At 37.5% G+C, this 15166-nt stretch carries 16 protein-coding genes, 1 tRNA gene, 1 pseudogene and 1 riboswitch; of the genes and pseudogenes, 5 read left to right on the top strand and 13 right to left on the bottom strand.

The features are described 5' to 3' along the window. Positions 1 to 173: 173 nt before the first annotated feature. From NSQ71_RS14630 to NSQ71_RS14615, 4 genes are read right to left on the bottom strand one after another with little or no spacing between them, the layout of a single operon-like run. Complete coding sequence (locus NSQ71_RS14630) at positions 174 to 863, bottom strand: TerC family protein (protein ID WP_340734154.1); 690 nt, start codon at positions 861 to 863, stop codon at positions 174 to 176. A 52-nt stretch (positions 864 to 915) separates the two neighbouring features. Beyond that, a complete protein-coding gene (locus NSQ71_RS14625) occupies positions 916 to 1191 on the bottom strand; it encodes a YkvA family protein (protein WP_066250884.1) in 276 nt (91 codons plus the stop codon). Next, positions 1154 to 1438 carry a sporulation protein gene (locus NSQ71_RS14620; protein WP_340734153.1) on the bottom strand — a complete coding sequence of 95 codons (285 nt, stop codon included), beginning with the start codon at positions 1436 to 1438 and terminating at the stop codon, positions 1154 to 1156. The genes NSQ71_RS14625 and NSQ71_RS14620 overlap by 38 nt, the downstream gene beginning before the upstream one ends. A gap of 32 nt (positions 1439 to 1470) precedes the next feature. Beyond that, positions 1471 to 1599 carry a sporulation protein gene (locus NSQ71_RS14615; RefSeq protein WP_340734152.1) on the bottom strand — a complete coding sequence of 43 codons (129 nt, stop codon included), beginning with the start codon at positions 1597 to 1599 and terminating at the stop codon, positions 1471 to 1473. Positions 1600 to 1978: 379 nt separating this feature from the next. Between NSQ71_RS14615 and ytvI the strand changes: the two genes are divergently transcribed. Continuing rightward, a complete protein-coding gene (gene ytvI / locus NSQ71_RS14610) occupies positions 1979 to 3007 on the top strand; it encodes a sporulation integral membrane protein YtvI (protein WP_063387477.1) in 1029 nt (342 codons plus the stop codon). Between the two features lie 141 nt (positions 3008 to 3148). Continuing rightward, entirely contained in the window at positions 3149 to 4240 is a 1092-nt protein-coding gene (locus NSQ71_RS14605; protein ID WP_066250881.1) for an AI-2E family transporter, read from the top strand. 75 nt (positions 4241 to 4315) lie between these two features. Here NSQ71_RS14605 and NSQ71_RS14600 read toward each other — a convergent pair. From NSQ71_RS14600 to NSQ71_RS14565, 8 genes and pseudogenes are all read right to left on the bottom strand, one after another. After that, positions 4316 to 4389, bottom strand: a tRNA-Pro gene (locus tag NSQ71_RS14600). 60 nt (positions 4390 to 4449) lie between these two features. Continuing rightward, positions 4450 to 4812 (bottom strand): fluoride efflux transporter CrcB, encoded by a 363-nt coding sequence (gene crcB, locus NSQ71_RS14595; RefSeq protein WP_063387269.1) that lies wholly within the window; start codon positions 4810 to 4812, stop codon positions 4450 to 4452. 12 nt (positions 4813 to 4824) lie between these two features. After that, positions 4825 to 5232, bottom strand: a complete 408-nt coding sequence (gene crcB / locus NSQ71_RS14590) for a fluoride efflux transporter CrcB (protein ID WP_340734151.1) — start codon at positions 5230 to 5232, stop codon at positions 4825 to 4827. 73 nt (positions 5233 to 5305) lie between these two features. After that, on the bottom strand, positions 5306 to 5596 hold the full coding sequence (locus NSQ71_RS14585) for a hypothetical protein (protein WP_340734150.1): 291 nt from the start codon (positions 5594 to 5596) through the stop codon (positions 5306 to 5308). Between the two features lie 187 nt (positions 5597 to 5783). Next, a complete protein-coding gene (locus tag NSQ71_RS14580; RefSeq protein WP_063387272.1) occupies positions 5784 to 6827 on the bottom strand; it encodes a ribonucleotide-diphosphate reductase subunit beta in 1044 nt (347 codons plus the stop codon). A gap of 12 nt (positions 6828 to 6839) precedes the next feature. Continuing rightward, on the bottom strand, positions 6840 to 9104 hold the full coding sequence (locus tag NSQ71_RS14575) for a ribonucleoside-diphosphate reductase subunit alpha (protein ID WP_066250873.1): 2265 nt from the start codon (positions 9102 to 9104) through the stop codon (positions 6840 to 6842). A gap of 136 nt (positions 9105 to 9240) precedes the next feature. After that, positions 9241 to 9419: riboswitch (cobalamin riboswitch) on the bottom strand. Between the two features lie 133 nt (positions 9420 to 9552). Further along, positions 9553 to 9993, bottom strand: coding sequence for an Hsp20/alpha crystallin family protein (locus tag NSQ71_RS14570; protein ID WP_327848593.1), 441 nt, complete (start codon positions 9991 to 9993; stop codon positions 9553 to 9555). A 659-nt stretch (positions 9994 to 10652) separates the two neighbouring features. After that, positions 10653 to 11783: pseudogene (locus NSQ71_RS14565) on the bottom strand (IS256 family transposase). A gap of 32 nt (positions 11784 to 11815) precedes the next feature. On the opposite strand from NSQ71_RS14565, the gene NSQ71_RS14560 reads away from it, so the two are divergent. From NSQ71_RS14560 to NSQ71_RS14550, 3 genes are read left to right on the top strand one after another with little or no spacing between them, the layout of a single operon-like run. Beyond that, positions 11816 to 12529, top strand: a complete 714-nt coding sequence (locus NSQ71_RS14560; protein WP_082829493.1) for a TnpV protein — start codon at positions 11816 to 11818, stop codon at positions 12527 to 12529. Between the two features lie 20 nt (positions 12530 to 12549). Beyond that, positions 12550 to 13152, top strand: a complete 603-nt coding sequence (locus NSQ71_RS14555; protein ID WP_066248976.1) for an SAM-dependent methyltransferase — start codon at positions 12550 to 12552, stop codon at positions 13150 to 13152. After that, the gene (locus NSQ71_RS14550) at positions 13100 to 13492 is read left to right on the top strand and encodes an N-6 DNA methylase (protein ID WP_340734149.1); all 393 of its coding nucleotides are present in this window, start codon (positions 13100 to 13102) and stop codon (positions 13490 to 13492) included. The genes NSQ71_RS14555 and NSQ71_RS14550 overlap by 53 nt, the downstream gene beginning before the upstream one ends. Before the next feature lie 258 nt (positions 13493 to 13750). Here NSQ71_RS14550 and NSQ71_RS14545 read toward each other — a convergent pair whose 3' ends face one another. After that, positions 13751 to 15040: a globin-coupled sensor protein gene (locus tag NSQ71_RS14545; RefSeq protein ID WP_130158449.1), complete on the bottom strand. Its 1290-nt coding sequence runs from the start codon at positions 15038 to 15040 to the stop codon at positions 13751 to 13753. Positions 15041 to 15166 lie beyond the last annotated feature (126 nt).

The following is a 15166-nucleotide window of genomic DNA, read 5'->3' as shown; positions in this document are numbered from 1 at the left end:
TGATGGGGCTGTCCAGAAAGTCAAAATCCATTGAAAACGAAACATCATAAACATTGATATATCAACATTGCTAAAACATTAAAGGGACGTCTATAAGCCGGAAAATCGACTTATTAGACAGCCCCACGGAATTTGTTTTTAGGCTTTAGGAAAAACGGTATCAGCATCATTTTTTAAGATGCTTCTTCTTTTGCTTCCACAGGGGAAGCTTTTTTCTTTTTTAAATATCCGGCAAAAATAACGCCTGCAACAAGAATAATGGTTAAGCCCCATTTTAGAAGCGGGTTTTCTTCAAAGAAGCCTTTTAGAAATTTTTCATCTACGATCATTTTGGCTGCTGTAAAGGCAATAACGGCAGCCCCAATTGTCACGATAACTGGGAACCGTTCAATCCATTTGATGATGAGCGTGCTGCCCCACACAACGATTGGAATGGAAATTAACAATCCGATTATGACTAAAAGGAACGATCCGTGCGCGGCACCGGCAACCGCTAAAACATTATCAAGCCCCATTAAAGCGTCTGCTACAATGATCGTTTTCATAGCGGACCAAAAGCTATTCCCGGTATCGACGTTATGCTCTTTTTTATCGATGAGAAGTTTATAGGCGATCCAAAGGAGAAGAACTCCGCCGACTAATAGCAGTCCAGGGATTTTTAAAAGCCAAACAACCGCAAGCGTCGCAATTGCCCGGATAAAAATCGCTCCAAATGTCCCCCATATAATGACCTTTGTTTGTTGGTGTTTCGGCACATTTCTAGCTGCTAAACCGATTAGAATGGCATTATCACCAGCTAAAACAAGGTCAATGATAACAATCGAAAGTAATGCTGAAAAAAACTCAGGTGAGAATAGTTCCAATATTTATCACTCCTCAAATATTTTATACTCATTTCGATGTTTTTATCCTTTGTTATGCAAGACAATATTTTTCCTGTAATTCCTTCGGAGCCATTTTGATCATTTGCTGCATGATAAAAGTAAATATAACGACATCATCCACAATTCCAATTAAGGACAGGAAATCTGGGATTGCATCGAACGGCAACAGGAAATATCCAATTATGAAAGCGATCGAGAATAGCTTTTTTTTCCTATTCACCTCCTTCGATAAGAAAAATTCAAATATAAAAGGGAAAAATGAACGAAAGTTATAAATGAACCGAATTCTTTTCCATATTTTTCTCATCGTTTTCCCCTCCACTAGGTTTATTTTTTAAAATTTGTATTGTGTCATGATCCAGACTATCGATTCCTTCTTCAAACACTAGTGTTGTTTTAAAACGGTATGTTAAACTGTCTGTTGTTGCGGGAAGATGCTTTGGTAAAACAAATTCAAAAGGAATTTTTGCGCAATCAGCTGGATCGATTATGTCAGGAGCGAATAACGTAATGGAGGCGATTGATTGCTGATCAGCCTGATTGTTTATTTTCATAAGATCACATTGCAGCTGCTTAATCTTTTGAGTTATAGTGCTCCTTTAATGTAGAGCGTGCCTGTTACTTTTTCTCCTGGCGAATACGTTTCTTTATCCAGTACGAGATCGACTGTTGCAGAGCCTATTCCGATTTTGGACATATATTTTCTAAGCAGCAACTCAAATCATCCTCCCAAAAATTGTTTTAAGATACAAAAAGACCTTTGCCATTTTTATGGCAAAGGTCTCGCTAACAACATCCAGTTGTTCAATAAAGCCGGTGGATAGCTCCACGAAATGACGACTTTATTGTTAAGCTACTCCCCTTTGGGAATTTTTACTTTATTCCGTTTTTCTAATTTGATTATATTGGTCAAATTGCGATTTGTCTAGTATTTTTTTTTGTCTGAAGTAAATGTGTTTTGCAAAATGTCGGAACAAATAACAATTTATAAAAAAAATAAGGAATTTCAATAGTTCAAATGGAAAATCCGCGATATAATAAGGATAACATGATGATTTTGAGTATAGAATAGATAGGAGAATGATGTATTGAAAATGAAAAAGTATCTGCCGCTTATCATCATTGGTATTGCCATTCTTATACTAATACCGTTCAGCATCCCGATATTGCTTGCGCTGCTTACAGCTCTTGTACTTGAAAAGCCTATCAGCATTCTCCAAAATCGATTTAAAATAAAAAGACCGTATGCAGTTTTGCTCATTTTTGTTGTTTTTTTACTCTTATTATGTATTCTAGGCTTTGGTTTGATAAACTTTATATATACAAACTTTGTGAGTTTTATAGAAAATATCCCTTTATATGTTAGAAAATTCAATCATGATTTTATTAATCCTCTTCTTGATACGTGGGAAAATTATTCCGCTTCCCTTCCAGAAGGTGTCATGACGTCTATTGAAATTTCCATTAATAATTCTGTCAATGCAGTTGACGGTCTTGTGAAGCAATTGATGGAATCGCTCATATTATTTGTTTCCGGCATTCCTGGCTTTTTCATTGAAGCGCTGATTTATTTGATTGCTCTTTATTTAATCAGTTTAGATCTGCCGAAAATATGGGCTTCGCTCGAGACCATGCTGACAGAAAAAACGAGAAATAAAATAAAATATGTTGTGAATGATCTTTACAAAGCAGGCTTCGGCTTTATTAAAGCGCAAGTTATCTTAAGTTTGCTGACATTTATACTAGCTTATATTGGGTTGGTGCTGCTTCGTGTAGATTATAGCTTGATTTTGGCAATCATTATCGTGGTTGTTGACATCCTTCCAATATTGGGAACAGGATCGGTGCTGGTTCCTTGGGCTATTTATGCATTTAGCCAAGGGCAAACCAATCTCGGAATAGGATTAGTTGTCTTATTTCTTGTGATCACTGTCGTCAGACGTGCTGTCGAACCGAAAATTATGTCAACCAACATGGGAATAAGCCCTCTTGCCGCCTTGATCAGCATGTTCATTGGACTAAAGATGCTCGGTATATTAGGTTTATTCTTAGGTCCAGTTGTTGTGATTTTGTTTGAAACATTGCGAAGAGCAAACATTATAAAGCTTAACATAAAAATTTAAAAAGGTTTTCCTTAAATTTGAGCGGAAAATTTGGATTAGAAGCAATAGGAGGATTGAAAAAAATTGCTTAGAATATGTAAATACATGATATTCTAAATATTGGAACGAATGTTGCAAAATTGGATGCGGGAGGCAAGCATTTTGTTTAAATCAAAACTTCATTTTTGGACGTTAGAAATACTTTTGATCATTTTGATCTTATATTTCAGCACAAAAATATCTTTTCTTTTTGAGCCCATTGTGATCTTTATAACTACTTTGTTTTTTCCTATAATTATTTCCGGTTTTCTTTACTTTTTGTTTGCTCCGATTATTGGTTTTCTTGAAAAGCGAAAAATTCCAAGAGTTCTGGCTATTTTGATTTTGTATATCGTGTTTATCGGCGGAATTTCGATCGCCATCGGATTGGTAGGGCCTACGATTGTTAAGCAGTTTAATGATTTAATTCGAAACATTCCTTTTTATATAACAAAAACGAGAGAAATCATTGAAAACCTCTATCAAACAAGCTGGTTCCAATGGGTATTGACGCAAGATTATTTTTCCATTGAAAAAATTGAGAGCACCATTACGCAATATGCATCGAGAATTACAAATAATATTACGAATGGCGTTCAGTCCGTTTTCAGCGTTATCACAAATATAACACTTATTATTGTCACGGTGCCGTTCATTTTATTTTATATGATCAAGGACGGACATAAGCTGCCGCACCAAGTCGTAAAGTTTTTTCCGAGTGATTTCCGCGATGAAGTTATGATTATCTTAAAGGAAACAGGCGAAACCTTATCTACCTATATTCAAGGACAAATGCTTGTTTCCATGTTTGTCGGGCTCTTTACGTTTATCGGATACTTAATTATTGATCTGCCATATGCTTTGCTGCTTGGAATAACTGTGGCAATCACCAATATTATTCCGTATTTAGGTCCGTTTATTGGAGCTGCTCCAGCCGTTATTGTCGGCTTGCTTGATTCGCCTTTTAAAGCACTTCTTGCGATTATTGTCGTGACAATTGTTCAGCAAATTGATGGGAATGTGATTTCTCCGTTTATTATCGGCAAGAGGCTTGATACACATCCGTTGACCATTATTATTTTGTTGCTTGTTGCAGGAAATATCGCGGGAATTTTGGGGATGATTTTGGCTGTTCCAACATATGCTGTAACCAAAACGGTTGTGATTAACTTATATAAATTAATTAAACTGAGGAAAGGGATTAAAAAGACGTAATTCAAAATATAAGCCGCTTGAAAAAGCTCAAGCGGCGTTTTTGGTTTTAAATGATGATTTAGGAGATTTACAGAGTCGGGATGACAGGATTCGAACCTGCGACCCCCAGCACCCCATGCTGGTGCTCTACCAAGCTGAGCTACATCCCGCTGGACAATCTGTATTATAAAGAAAAAATCAAACCATGACAATATGATTCAAATAAGTTTTTAAAATATAGCGCCTAGTTGGAAGCCGAGAAAGGCAAACAAAAGACCGAACGCATAGCTTGAAAGAAAATAGCAAATGGACACTGTTTTTTGTTTTTCTGTTAACAGCTGTTTATTTTCAAGCTGAAACGTAGAAAAGGTGGTAAAGGCTCCTAAACATCCCGTTCCAAATAACAGTAGATATGCTTCTGAAATATTCATGCCGATCAAAAGGCCGAGCAGGAAAGATCCGCTGACATTGATAATAAATGTCGCGACAGGGAACTTCATATTGCTTTTCTTTTTAATCCAATTGGTGACGATCAAGCGGGCATTAGCTCCTAAAAAACCTCCGATTCCTACAACGATAAAGTTGAAAAGCATTACTCTTCACTCCTATTCATGATCGGCCGTTCGTGCGTTGTGCTGGGAAAGCATTTTTCGGCCAAGATGATAACCAGACGAAACAAATAAATAACCGCCTATTAAGCTTGACAATGTATACATAATGGCTGTTTCCCATTTATCGGCAATCATCAATTGAATGTTCTCAAAACTAAAAGTTGAAAATGTAGTGAATGACCCGATTAAGCCAGTACCGATCGCTGCGGCAAAATGGGGAGGAAATCCTTTTATTTTAAATACATATTCAGTCAACCATCCTAAAAGAAAACTTCCAGCCAAATTGGCTAAAAGTGTCGCTGCTGGGAAAGATCCGGTCCAAAAACTGGAAGTCCATAGGCCGACACTGTATCGAAGGCAGGCACCTGCTATCCCGCCCAAACCGACTAATAAATAAATCATTATATTCACCTCGCAATGGTGGGAAACAACATATTTCTTTTTAGCCAATATCGTGAAAACTATATTTCTTTTTTTAGGGCATCGCCTTTGTAATTGCTTCTATAATGAACGCAATACAAGCTAAAAAGATGGTCAGTAAAGTTGAACATAACAATATGTTTCTGATGACGACAGCAGCTTTGTCACATCTGCTGAAAGTTTGAAAAGCAAAATATACAAAGATGCCTAATAGAATCGAGGCAAACCAACTTATAAAGCCTGTTTTTGTAGCTAATTTTTGCCAATCAAACATCCAAAAATATAGAATAGCGAAATGAATTGTTACTAACAAAATTGACATTATGATCAAGGTTGATTTTAACATAAGATCCCCTCCGCACATATTATACCATGGCATGGAAAAATGGGATGCTTAGGTTCCCAAAAAGATAAGCTCTTTTAAAAGAAAGTAGTTGCTTATCGAACAATTCTTTCATAGCATTCCTTTTGGTTTGGCAGCAGATAAAAAAACGGGCAGTCTCTGCTGCCCGTTATCATGAGAACGTAAATTTTTACAACTCATCAAAGCCGTTATCAATCGTGTTGACTTTTGTATATTGTCTCGATTTTTGTTCAAAGAAGTCTGATTTTCCTAAGTCCACTTCTTCGTAAGCCCGTATCCATTTCAAAGGATTTGTCCGATAGCCTTCAAAAGGACGTTCGAATCCCAGCTGATTGGCACGGAAATTCGCATAAAATTTAATATAGCTCTCCACATCTTTTAAATGCAGGCCTTCAATGTCATTGCCGATAATTACACCGGCCCATTCGATTTCCAGCTCGGCTGCTTTCATAAATGTTTTCGAAACGAATTGTTTCAGTTCATCTGTATCATATTCAGGATATTGCTTCAGCACCGCTTTGAAAATTTTTTCAAACAAACCTACGTGTATTTGTTCATCACGGTTAATGTAGTTAATCATCGTGCTAGTGGCTACCATCTTTTGGTTTCTGGCTAAATTATAAAAGAATGCGAAACCGGAATAGAAAAATAAACCTTCCAGTATGACATCAAAGACGATCGATTTTAACAAATTCTCCACATTCGGATTTTCTGCAAATGCTTTATACCCGTTGGTGACAAATTCATTTCGCTTCCTTAAAACCGGTTCGTTCCGCCAATATTCAAATACTTCATCCTGTACGTTTTTAGGCACGATGCTTGAAAGAATATACGAATATGAATGGTTATGAATCACTTCCTGCTGAGCGAGCAAAATCATTAAGGCGTTTATGCTCGAGTCTGTAATATAATCAGCAACTTTTCCGGCATAATCGGTTTGAATGCTGTCTAATAAAGCTAAGAGGCCGATAATTTTTAAAAATGCGTCCTGTTCTCTTTCTGAAAGCTCAGGAAATTGCTTCACATCTTGAGCCATATTAATTTCAAAAGGTGTCCAAAAGTTTGCGAGCATCCGTTTATATTTTGGATATGCCCACGGGTAGGCGACATCATCCCAATTGAGCACGTTGGAACATTTTCCGTTCACTATTGCTGTTGAACGGTTTGGTGCATCAGGATCCATAATAACTCGTTTTGTTAATGTTTGCTCCATATTACTTCCTCCTTAACTTGCACATGATTCACATTCATAAATGTCGCTTGATGTCGAACGGACATAATACGTTGTTTTTAATCCGGATTTCCAAGCTGTCAAATGAAGCTCCAGCAATTCTTTCGCTTTAATCGTGTTTAGGACGTAAAAGTTGAAGGAAATGGACTGGTCAATATGTTTCTGGCGCACTGCATTTTGTTTGATGCTCCATGTTTGGTCGATCAAATAAGCGGATTTATAATACCAAGTCGTTTTCGCATTTAAGTCGGGAACGGTAACTGGAATTTTGTAGTCTTTCTTTTCCTCTGAATAAACTTTTTGGAAAATTGGATCGATGCTTGCTGTGCTTCCGGCTATAATGGAGGTCGATGCGTTCGGTGCGACCGCCATTAAATAGCTGTTGCGAATCCCAAAAGTCTGCACTTTTTCCTTTAATTCCTGCCATTTTTTTGACGTATAACCGCGGATTTCAAAATATCGCCCTGTATCCCACTCCGAGCCTTTAAAGAGAGGGTATGCGCCTTTTTCTTTTGCGAGCTCCATACTCGACTGAATGGTTAAATACGCAATTTTTTCATATAGTTGGTCGACAAATTGGACTGCCTCGTCGCTTTCCCATGTAATTTCCTTTAGTGCAAATAAATGATGCATGCCAAACGTTCCAAGACCGATTGCACGGTATTTTTCATTTGTAAGCTTTGCCTGTAATACCGGAATGTTATTTAAATCGATAACGTTGTCCAGCATCCGCACTTGAATAGGGATTAAACGTTCCAGAACGTTGTCTGGAACAGCCCGTGCCAAGTTGATGGAAGAAAGGTTGCAGACGACGAAATCGCCGGGCTTTTTCACAATGACAATTTTTCCATCTTCGACATATTGTTCTTCAACAGTAGTAGCACTTTGATTTTGCGCAATCTCTGTGCATAAATTGCTGCAATAAATCATGCCGGCATGCTTGTTTGCGTTTTTTCGATTCACTTCATCCCGATAAAACATAAAAGGCGTTCCCGTTTCAAGCTGGCTGATCATAATCCGTTTCATTATTTCAATCGCAGGCACTTTTTCTTTAGATAAGGAAGGATGATTCACGCACTCAAAATATTTTTCCCGAAAGCTGCCGTTACCTTTTTCTTCATCATAATAATCTTCCAGACTGAATCCCATGACTTTGCGAACTTCGTGGGGATCGAACAAATACCAGTCCCCGCGCTTTTCAACTTGCTCCATAAATAGGTCAGGAATGCATACACCTGTAAATAAATCATGGGTGCGCAGCCGTTCGTCTCCGTTATTTAATTTTGCATCTAGGAAGGCGAAAATATCTTTATGCCAAACATCCAAATAAACGGCAATTGCTCCTTTTCTTTGGCCGAGCTGGTCGACGCTCACTGCCGTATTATTTAATTGCTTCATCCAAGGAATGACACCTGATGAAACTCCTTTGAACCCCCGGATATCGCTTCCGCGGCTTCTGATTTTCCCTAAATAAACTCCAATGCCTCCGCCGCTTTTAGAAACATTGGCAATATCAGTGTTCGAATCATAAATGCCTTGAAGGCTGTCGTCTACCGTATCAATAAAGCAGCTTGAAAGCTGACCGACTGATTTTCCTGCATTAGCCAATGTAGGTGTTGCAACCGTCATATATAAATGGCTCAATGCCCAATACGCTTCCTTTACAAGATGCAAACGTTTGGACGGATGCTCGTTGATCATTAACGTCATAGCGATGATCATAAAACGTTCCTGTGGAAGCTCAAATGTTCGTTTATGAAAATCTTTAGCTAAATACCGGTCGTAAAGGGTCCTTAATCCGATGTATGTAAACAGCTTGTCCTTCTCAGGATCAATGGCATTTCCCAGCTCCATAATTTCCTCTTTTGAATAATGCTCTAGCAAAAGAGGGCTGTAGATTCCAAGATCGGTTAATGTTTCGATTAACAAATAAAAATCGCCGTAGCCCGGTTGGTTGTAATTTCTGTTTTGGCTCGCTTCATAGTAAATTTTTTCAAGAAATACGTGTGCAGCTAAAAAAGTCCAATCCGGCTCACTTTCCGAAATGTTTGCTAAAGCTTCAATAATCAGCAGGTTTGTAAATTTTTCAAGATCATCAATCTGCTGGTATTGTAGGGTTGTCGACACTCTCTCGCTGTATTCATGAAAGGAAAGGGATGGAAACTTTTTTTCAAGCTGTCTTAGATAAAGCTCCCAATCGCTCCTGTTAAAATGATTTTGAAAAACCTCGTATAGATTTAATGCTTTCGTAATATTCATCAAACATCCTCCTTATCAAAATAAAAAACCGCTCAGGAAGCTGAGCGGATCAAACGATGATTAAAAGGGAGGCAGTTTACAAGGCGAAACTACTCCATTCAAACCATCGTTTCATCTTCCCAACCCCCGAAGAATTAGAAACGTTCGGACAAAGGCAGGTCTCCTGACTCGTGCTTCATCCTACTTTGAATCCTTCCCATACGAAACGTACAGTGGATTATTCATTTCGTAGCACTCACAGTTGCGGGGACAGTTCCGGATTCTCACCGGATTCCCTTTTAAGCTGAAAACAGCACCTTTGTCGTTAGGTTTTCAATATATAGTATTTAATTGTTTTTGATTACACAATATATAGATTTTTGATGTTATATATTCATCATAATCGTACTTGGCGAAAATTGCAATAAAAAAGTGAGGCTGATTGAAATTTTGCAACCTCACGAAACAATTAATGAAACTGAATATCAATTTTCTTTTTGTTGTTTTCGGTTTGTTTTGGAATACGGATTTCCAAAACGCCATTTTTATATGTCGCGCTCACTTCTTCTTCTTTTACATTTGCCGGCAATGCAACAGCGCGGTGAAACCGCCCGATAAACCGTTCGCGTCTATGCATTTCTTCTTCCTTTACTTCTTTGCTTCTTTGAATTGTGCCACTGATCGTAAGAACGTTGCGATCAAGATGAATGTCAACGTCTTCCTTTTTTTCAAGGCCGGGCAAATCACACGTAACAATTACTTCATTAGCAGTTTCATGAATATCAAGCCGGGGGGTATTCATAGTCTCAAAGTTTTCAAAAAAATGCGGGAAGCCTTCAGAAAAAACGCGATTCATGTTTCGTCTAAATTGGTTGATCTCAGAAAAAGGATCGTAAGGAATGAGAGCCATATGATTGTTCCTCCTTTGATTTTTTTACAGAAAATATTATTTGTGTTGGGAAGAGAAATATACATAAAGCAAAGTTTAAATTACTGTTTTTAATCATAAAAATATAAATAAGTCCGCTGCGTCCAAATCGTTTCGTGTTTGTTGCTTTTAAAAGCACAACCTAGCAAAACTTGGTGAACGAATGGATAGCATATTGTTGTTATTAAACAAGAGTTTACATACGAAGAAAATTAAGTAAGCTGCTTAATTGCAGCCATGCTGGGAATTAACAGATCAGCTGGATAAATTCACAATGATTGGAAATCGCTGTGGACAACTTTATAAATTTAAAAATTATTCTTTGTTGCATATGTTACTGATAGTGGTAAAAAACTTAAAACAAAAATAATTAGAGTAGATGATAATTATTTAGTTGTATTTGTGAAAAATATTCCGGAAGGATTCATTGTATTATCTACAACAATTTTTCCAAAATACATTCACCCAGAAATTGAAGTAAGTAATGATGGTACTGTCAAGAATTTTGTGTAATGTAAGATAGATAGGGCATCTCTGAAATGGATTTAGAATAGAGAGGGCCTGTTTCTTCCACACAGGAGACTGAATATTCAGTCTCCTGTGTGGAAAGGGAGATCCCATCATCAATTTACATTATTTGGTTAATCATAACGTTCTTCAAACATTCGCTGGAGGGCTTCATGAGTTTCGGAAAATCCTCGCAACTTTCGCCCTGCCCATTTCTCATTAAAGTCTTGGATGGTCAAATACATGACTTTTTCCGCGGCTTCTAAACTGCTCAAACTGTTCATCGGCTTTAGACGTTTCCGAATCTCCTTGATCGTTCGTTCGATGGCATTGGTCGGATACTGCTTGGATCATTCATAAAGGTAAGAAGGACATCCAACTCATTTCCCCACGATTGCACTCTCGGATACTTGCTCGACCATTTTGACTCAAACTGGTGAAACATCTCCAGTGCAATTTTTTTATTCGGAGATCGATAAATGAGTTTCAAATCTTCCACCATTTCGAATTGGTCTTTTTTCCGTACACGACTGAGTGTGTTACGGACTTTGTGAACGACACAACGCTGCACATCGGCTTTCGGATAAATAGCTTTAAAGGCTTCTTCCAGCCCCGTTAGTTCATCGAATACGCCCAGAAGCACTTCCTTTACGCCTCTGTTATATAGTTGTTGGAGAATCTCCTGCCATCCATAGGCGCTTTCCTTTCCTCCTACGAAAAAATCAAGAATTTCCCGATATCCTTCTTCGTTTACACCTAACAACACATACATGACCTCTTTTTCTACCGTATCTCGACGAAGTTTTACGTACAACCCATCCAAATATAAGACGGAATAACGCTTATGTAGAGGACGAGTGTGCCATTTCTCGATGTATTCCTTCACGACATCGGTCATACGACTGATCGTTGCAGGAGAATAAGCATTCCAAAAATTCGTTCAATAAACTTGCCAATCTCCCGCGTACTCATGCCACTTTGATACATCTTGATGACAGCTTCTCCGAGCCAGCCGGTATGACGTTGGTAAGGGGCAAACAGCTGCGTTTGAATTCCCCGTTTCAGTCTCTTGGGACCAAAAGACCTTCAATCCGGCCATATTGCGTATCTAGATTTCGTTGATAGTAACCGTTTCTCATATTCGACGTTCCAGCCTGTTCCATTTCGAGGAAATGTTTTATTTCTTCACGCATGATGAGTTCTAATTGGCGAATCGCACTTTCCAGTTGATTGACCCAGTCTACATTCGATATACTTTTAGACATAGGTAGGGTTCTCCTTTCTCTGGAATGTGTTGTTGGTCAAATCAGAGATACCCTACCTTTTTTCTTTTGGTCTAGCAAAATACTTTACACAAAATTTTATACATCATCTATTAGTTGCTGAAACCATGAGTAATTACACCAACATTTCAACTAAGATTCAAGAATTTGAAAAACAGTCCCTAGAAAGAACAAATAAAAACTTGCGGGAAAATGTTGCCGCAAGTTATAATACAAGCACAGAAAAAGAACGGCTTAGAAGCGAAAATGAAGCCTCTAAAAGGCATATTAAAGGGGTAATGAAGAAAATGAAAAAAGTGACTCTGGGAGAAAAGGAATATTACGTGGAGAACGGGATATACACTCCAGTAGTGAAGGAATCGAGTTTCGAGAAAGAGGGCGGGACTTATCGCTTAGAGGGAGAGGGGGAATATCTAATTCCCAACTTGGAGTTAACAATGAACGAAAAGCCGATAGGAAAGTATGGCAGCCTAAGGAGAAAACATCTGATGGAAAACAACATGATACTCTACGAGAGTCTATCGATTCAAGGTCAGCTTCATCAACATCTAGTCGACATCAACGAGCAAGCGAACAAGCGAATGGAAATAATGACGAAAAAGTTGATGGAACAATACGGAGTGACAGAGGAACTCAAAGCCGAAGATCAGATGAAATGGATCCAAGAAGTGAACAATATCCGGGCGATGGCAGAAGAAGTCATCTTACGGGAAATGATTTACGTATAGATGAAAAATAAGAAGAACAATTGAGTTTATTCCCAGTAGCAGTGGAGGAAAATCCCACTTCTTTTTCTATTTCGGAAAAAGAAATCAATAAAACAGCAGTGGAACAAAATGCCACTGCTGTTTCTATTTCTAAAAATTTTCACATTACCAATAATGAATTAGGTGCTGCAGGTCCTAAAACCAAATTTAATTGGAATATAGAAGCTATTAAGACTTTGAAGAAGATAGAAGCAGAAAATAGATTAGCCACTCCTGAAGAACAAGAAGTATTATCGCGTTATGTTGGATGGGGAGGGCTATCTTCGGCTTTTGATAAAGATAATGAAGCATGGGCAAATGAATATAATGATTTAAAGGAATTGTTAACTGATGCAGAATATGCAAGTGCTAGAGAATCTACTTTAAACTCGCATTATACTTCTCCGGTTATTATTAAAGCTATGTATCAGGCTCTTGAAAATATGGGATTTAAAAAAGGAAATATTTTGGAACCTTCTTGCGGGATTGGAAATTTCATGGGCCTTTTACCGGAAACTTTATCAGACAGTGTTTTTTATGGTGTTGAATTAGATGATTTATCCGGTCGGATCGCTAAACAGTTATATCAAAAAGCTTACTATTGACGGATTTGAAAATACTGATTTTCCTGATTACTTCTTTGATGTTGCCATAGGTAATGTACCTTTTGGTCAATATCAAGTAGCTGATTCTCGTTATGATAAATATGGTTTTCTTATTCATGATGATTTCTTTGCCAAAACATTAGATAAAGTACGTCCTGGTGGTATTATTGCTCTCATTACCTCGAAAGGTACAATGGATAAAGAGAATGAAGAAGTACGCAAATATATTGCACAAAGAGCTGATTTAATAGGTGCAATTCGACTTCCTAATAACGCATTTAAGAACGCAGGAACAGAAGTTACCGCAGATATTATTTTCTTACAAAAAAGAAATCACTGAATAATGCTGATATCCAGCATAAATATCTTGGGGTATAAAAAAATCAACACATACTATTTGTTGGGATACTATGTTCAATATATGAACATGTATCCTCATTTTTTAACCTTCAAGCGATCAATTGGATCTCCTTTTACGACTCAACTATTTTAGCGGATAAAGGTTGTTCAGCTTTTTGAAGATTCATCCAAATAAATAATCAACCCATTTTTCCTGAATGGGAAAAATGGGTTTTGTCGCCAACTTGAAAAAGGACCTTTATATATGATTGGCCAGCTTTTTTAAATGTTCTGAAGTCTCATTGATTTGCGCAATGAAATTTGTTATATCATCAATGATTTCAGCAAAGTTTTCGAGTTCATTTTTCGTCTTTTCAGTTTGTTCTTTATTTTTGTCGAAGGCATACAAAATATTGTCGAAGAATTGGTTCATCTCTTTCATTCTTTGCGAACCATTGCCTGTAAGCTCTGTTACTTCCACAATAGATGAAGCGATATCGTTAATTTTCGCTCTGATTTCCTCAATTAAATTGGAAACGCCAAGCACGGAATTTTTTGTTTCTTCCGCCAGCTTTCTCACTTCACTAGCAACAACAGCGAATCCTTTCCCGTATTCCCCTGCACGCGCTGATTCAATTGCGGCATTTAGAGCCAGCAAGTTAGTTTGTTCAGCAATAGAAGTAACAATCGAGACGACATGATTAATTTTTTCAGAAGTTTGTTCAAGCGACTTTATTTTTAAAGCAATATCATCTGTCCGTTCTTTTATATTGACCATTAAACCGGAGTGAAAATTCAAGTCTTCTCTCCTTGAACTGACTTCTGCTTCGGTTGATGCCGCTGTTTCAAAACGATCAACTGCAATTAAGGCAAATTGTTTGGATCGTTCGTTAATTTTTTGTATAGCTGAATTGGCTGATTCAATAAGATCAGCAAGACGAATGGAGGTTTGGGCGATGTTTTCATGAAGCTCCTGTTTTTCCTTTTCGATTTTTTGCCGTCTTTTTAAATACTCTTCATTATATGCTTCCAACACAATTTGCTGTTCAAAGTTTAACATTTTTGCAATGGTGACCACCGCTTTATGATAATCTTCCTTCGATGGACACGCTTTCGCAACAACGGAAAAAATTGATTTCTGTAATTGCTGGAATGAACTCATGTACCAGATCGTATCTAATCCAATGCGGACGTGGGCTACAGCAATCCGCTTCATTCTTGTTATATCTTCATCTGTTAAGGATCCGCTAAACATAAGCAGCACATGTTTTTTCAATCTTTCCTTCTGTTTTTCGATCGAGCTGTATTTATTAATTAAGTCAATCAAAAATTGTTCTTGATGGAGAGCATCATAAAATGCATCGATAATAAACTTTATGTTTTCTTCAATCGCATCTTTTAATATAAGAGTACAAATAAGATCATCCTTTGTTAGGCCAACCATCGCTAATTGTCTTTGATATTTTTCATCAGTCACTTCAAGTTTTACTTGTTGAAGATCTACTTGTTTTTCAAAAAGTGATGGAACTTGTTTTCTTTTTTTAAACATTGGTTGATTTCCCCTTCAAAATTCATTATTAGTGTCCACTGTATATATCGGCAGCTAAATAATAATTTTTTCGATTATTTTTTAATTTCTCAACTTTCTCACAGTAAATTGGATTTCTAAGCCTTA

It is taken from the genome of Aeribacillus sp. FSL M8-0235, assembly GCF_038000355.1.
In the GTDB taxonomy this organism is placed as follows: Bacteria; Bacillota; Bacilli; order Bacillales; family Aeribacillaceae; genus Aeribacillus; species Aeribacillus composti.
Note: the sequence above shows the minus strand (reverse complement) of the source record. Positions and strands in the feature narration are given on the sequence as shown.

Bases quoted from the DNA above. Each gene is read 5' to 3' on its own strand.
- NSQ71_RS14620 (WP_340734153.1), bottom strand. From the start codon at position 1,438: ATGAAAATAAACAATCAGGCTGATCAGCAATCAATCGCCTCCATTACG.
- NSQ71_RS14545 (WP_130158449.1), bottom strand. From the start codon at position 15,040: ATGTTTAAAAAAAGAAAACAAGTTCCATCACTTTTTGAAAAACAAGTA.
- NSQ71_RS14575 (WP_066250873.1), bottom strand. From the start codon at position 9,104: ATGAATATTACGAAAGCATTAAATCTATACGAGGTTTTTCAAAATCAT.
- NSQ71_RS14625 (WP_066250884.1), bottom strand. From the start codon at position 1,191: ATGAGAAAAATATGGAAAAGAATTCGGTTCATTTATAACTTTCGTTCA.
- NSQ71_RS14580 (WP_063387272.1), bottom strand. From the start codon at position 6,827: ATGGAGCAAACATTAACAAAACGAGTTATTATGGATCCTGATGCACCA.
- crcB (WP_340734151.1), bottom strand. From the start codon at position 5,232: ATGATTTATTTATTAGTCGGTTTGGGCGGGATAGCAGGTGCCTGCCTT.
- NSQ71_RS14570 (WP_327848593.1), bottom strand. From the start codon at position 9,993: ATGGCTCTCATTCCTTACGATCCTTTTTCTGAGATCAACCAATTTAGA.
- NSQ71_RS14585 (WP_340734150.1), bottom strand. From the start codon at position 5,596: ATGTTAAAATCAACCTTGATCATAATGTCAATTTTGTTAGTAACAATT.
- ytvI (WP_063387477.1), top strand. From the start codon at position 1,979: ATGAAAAAGTATCTGCCGCTTATCATCATTGGTATTGCCATTCTTATA.
- crcB (WP_063387269.1), bottom strand. From the start codon at position 4,812: ATGCTTTTCAACTTTATCGTTGTAGGAATCGGAGGTTTTTTAGGAGCT.
- NSQ71_RS14550 (WP_340734149.1), top strand. From the start codon at position 13,100: ATGATTTATCCGGTCGGATCGCTAAACAGTTATATCAAAAAGCTTACT.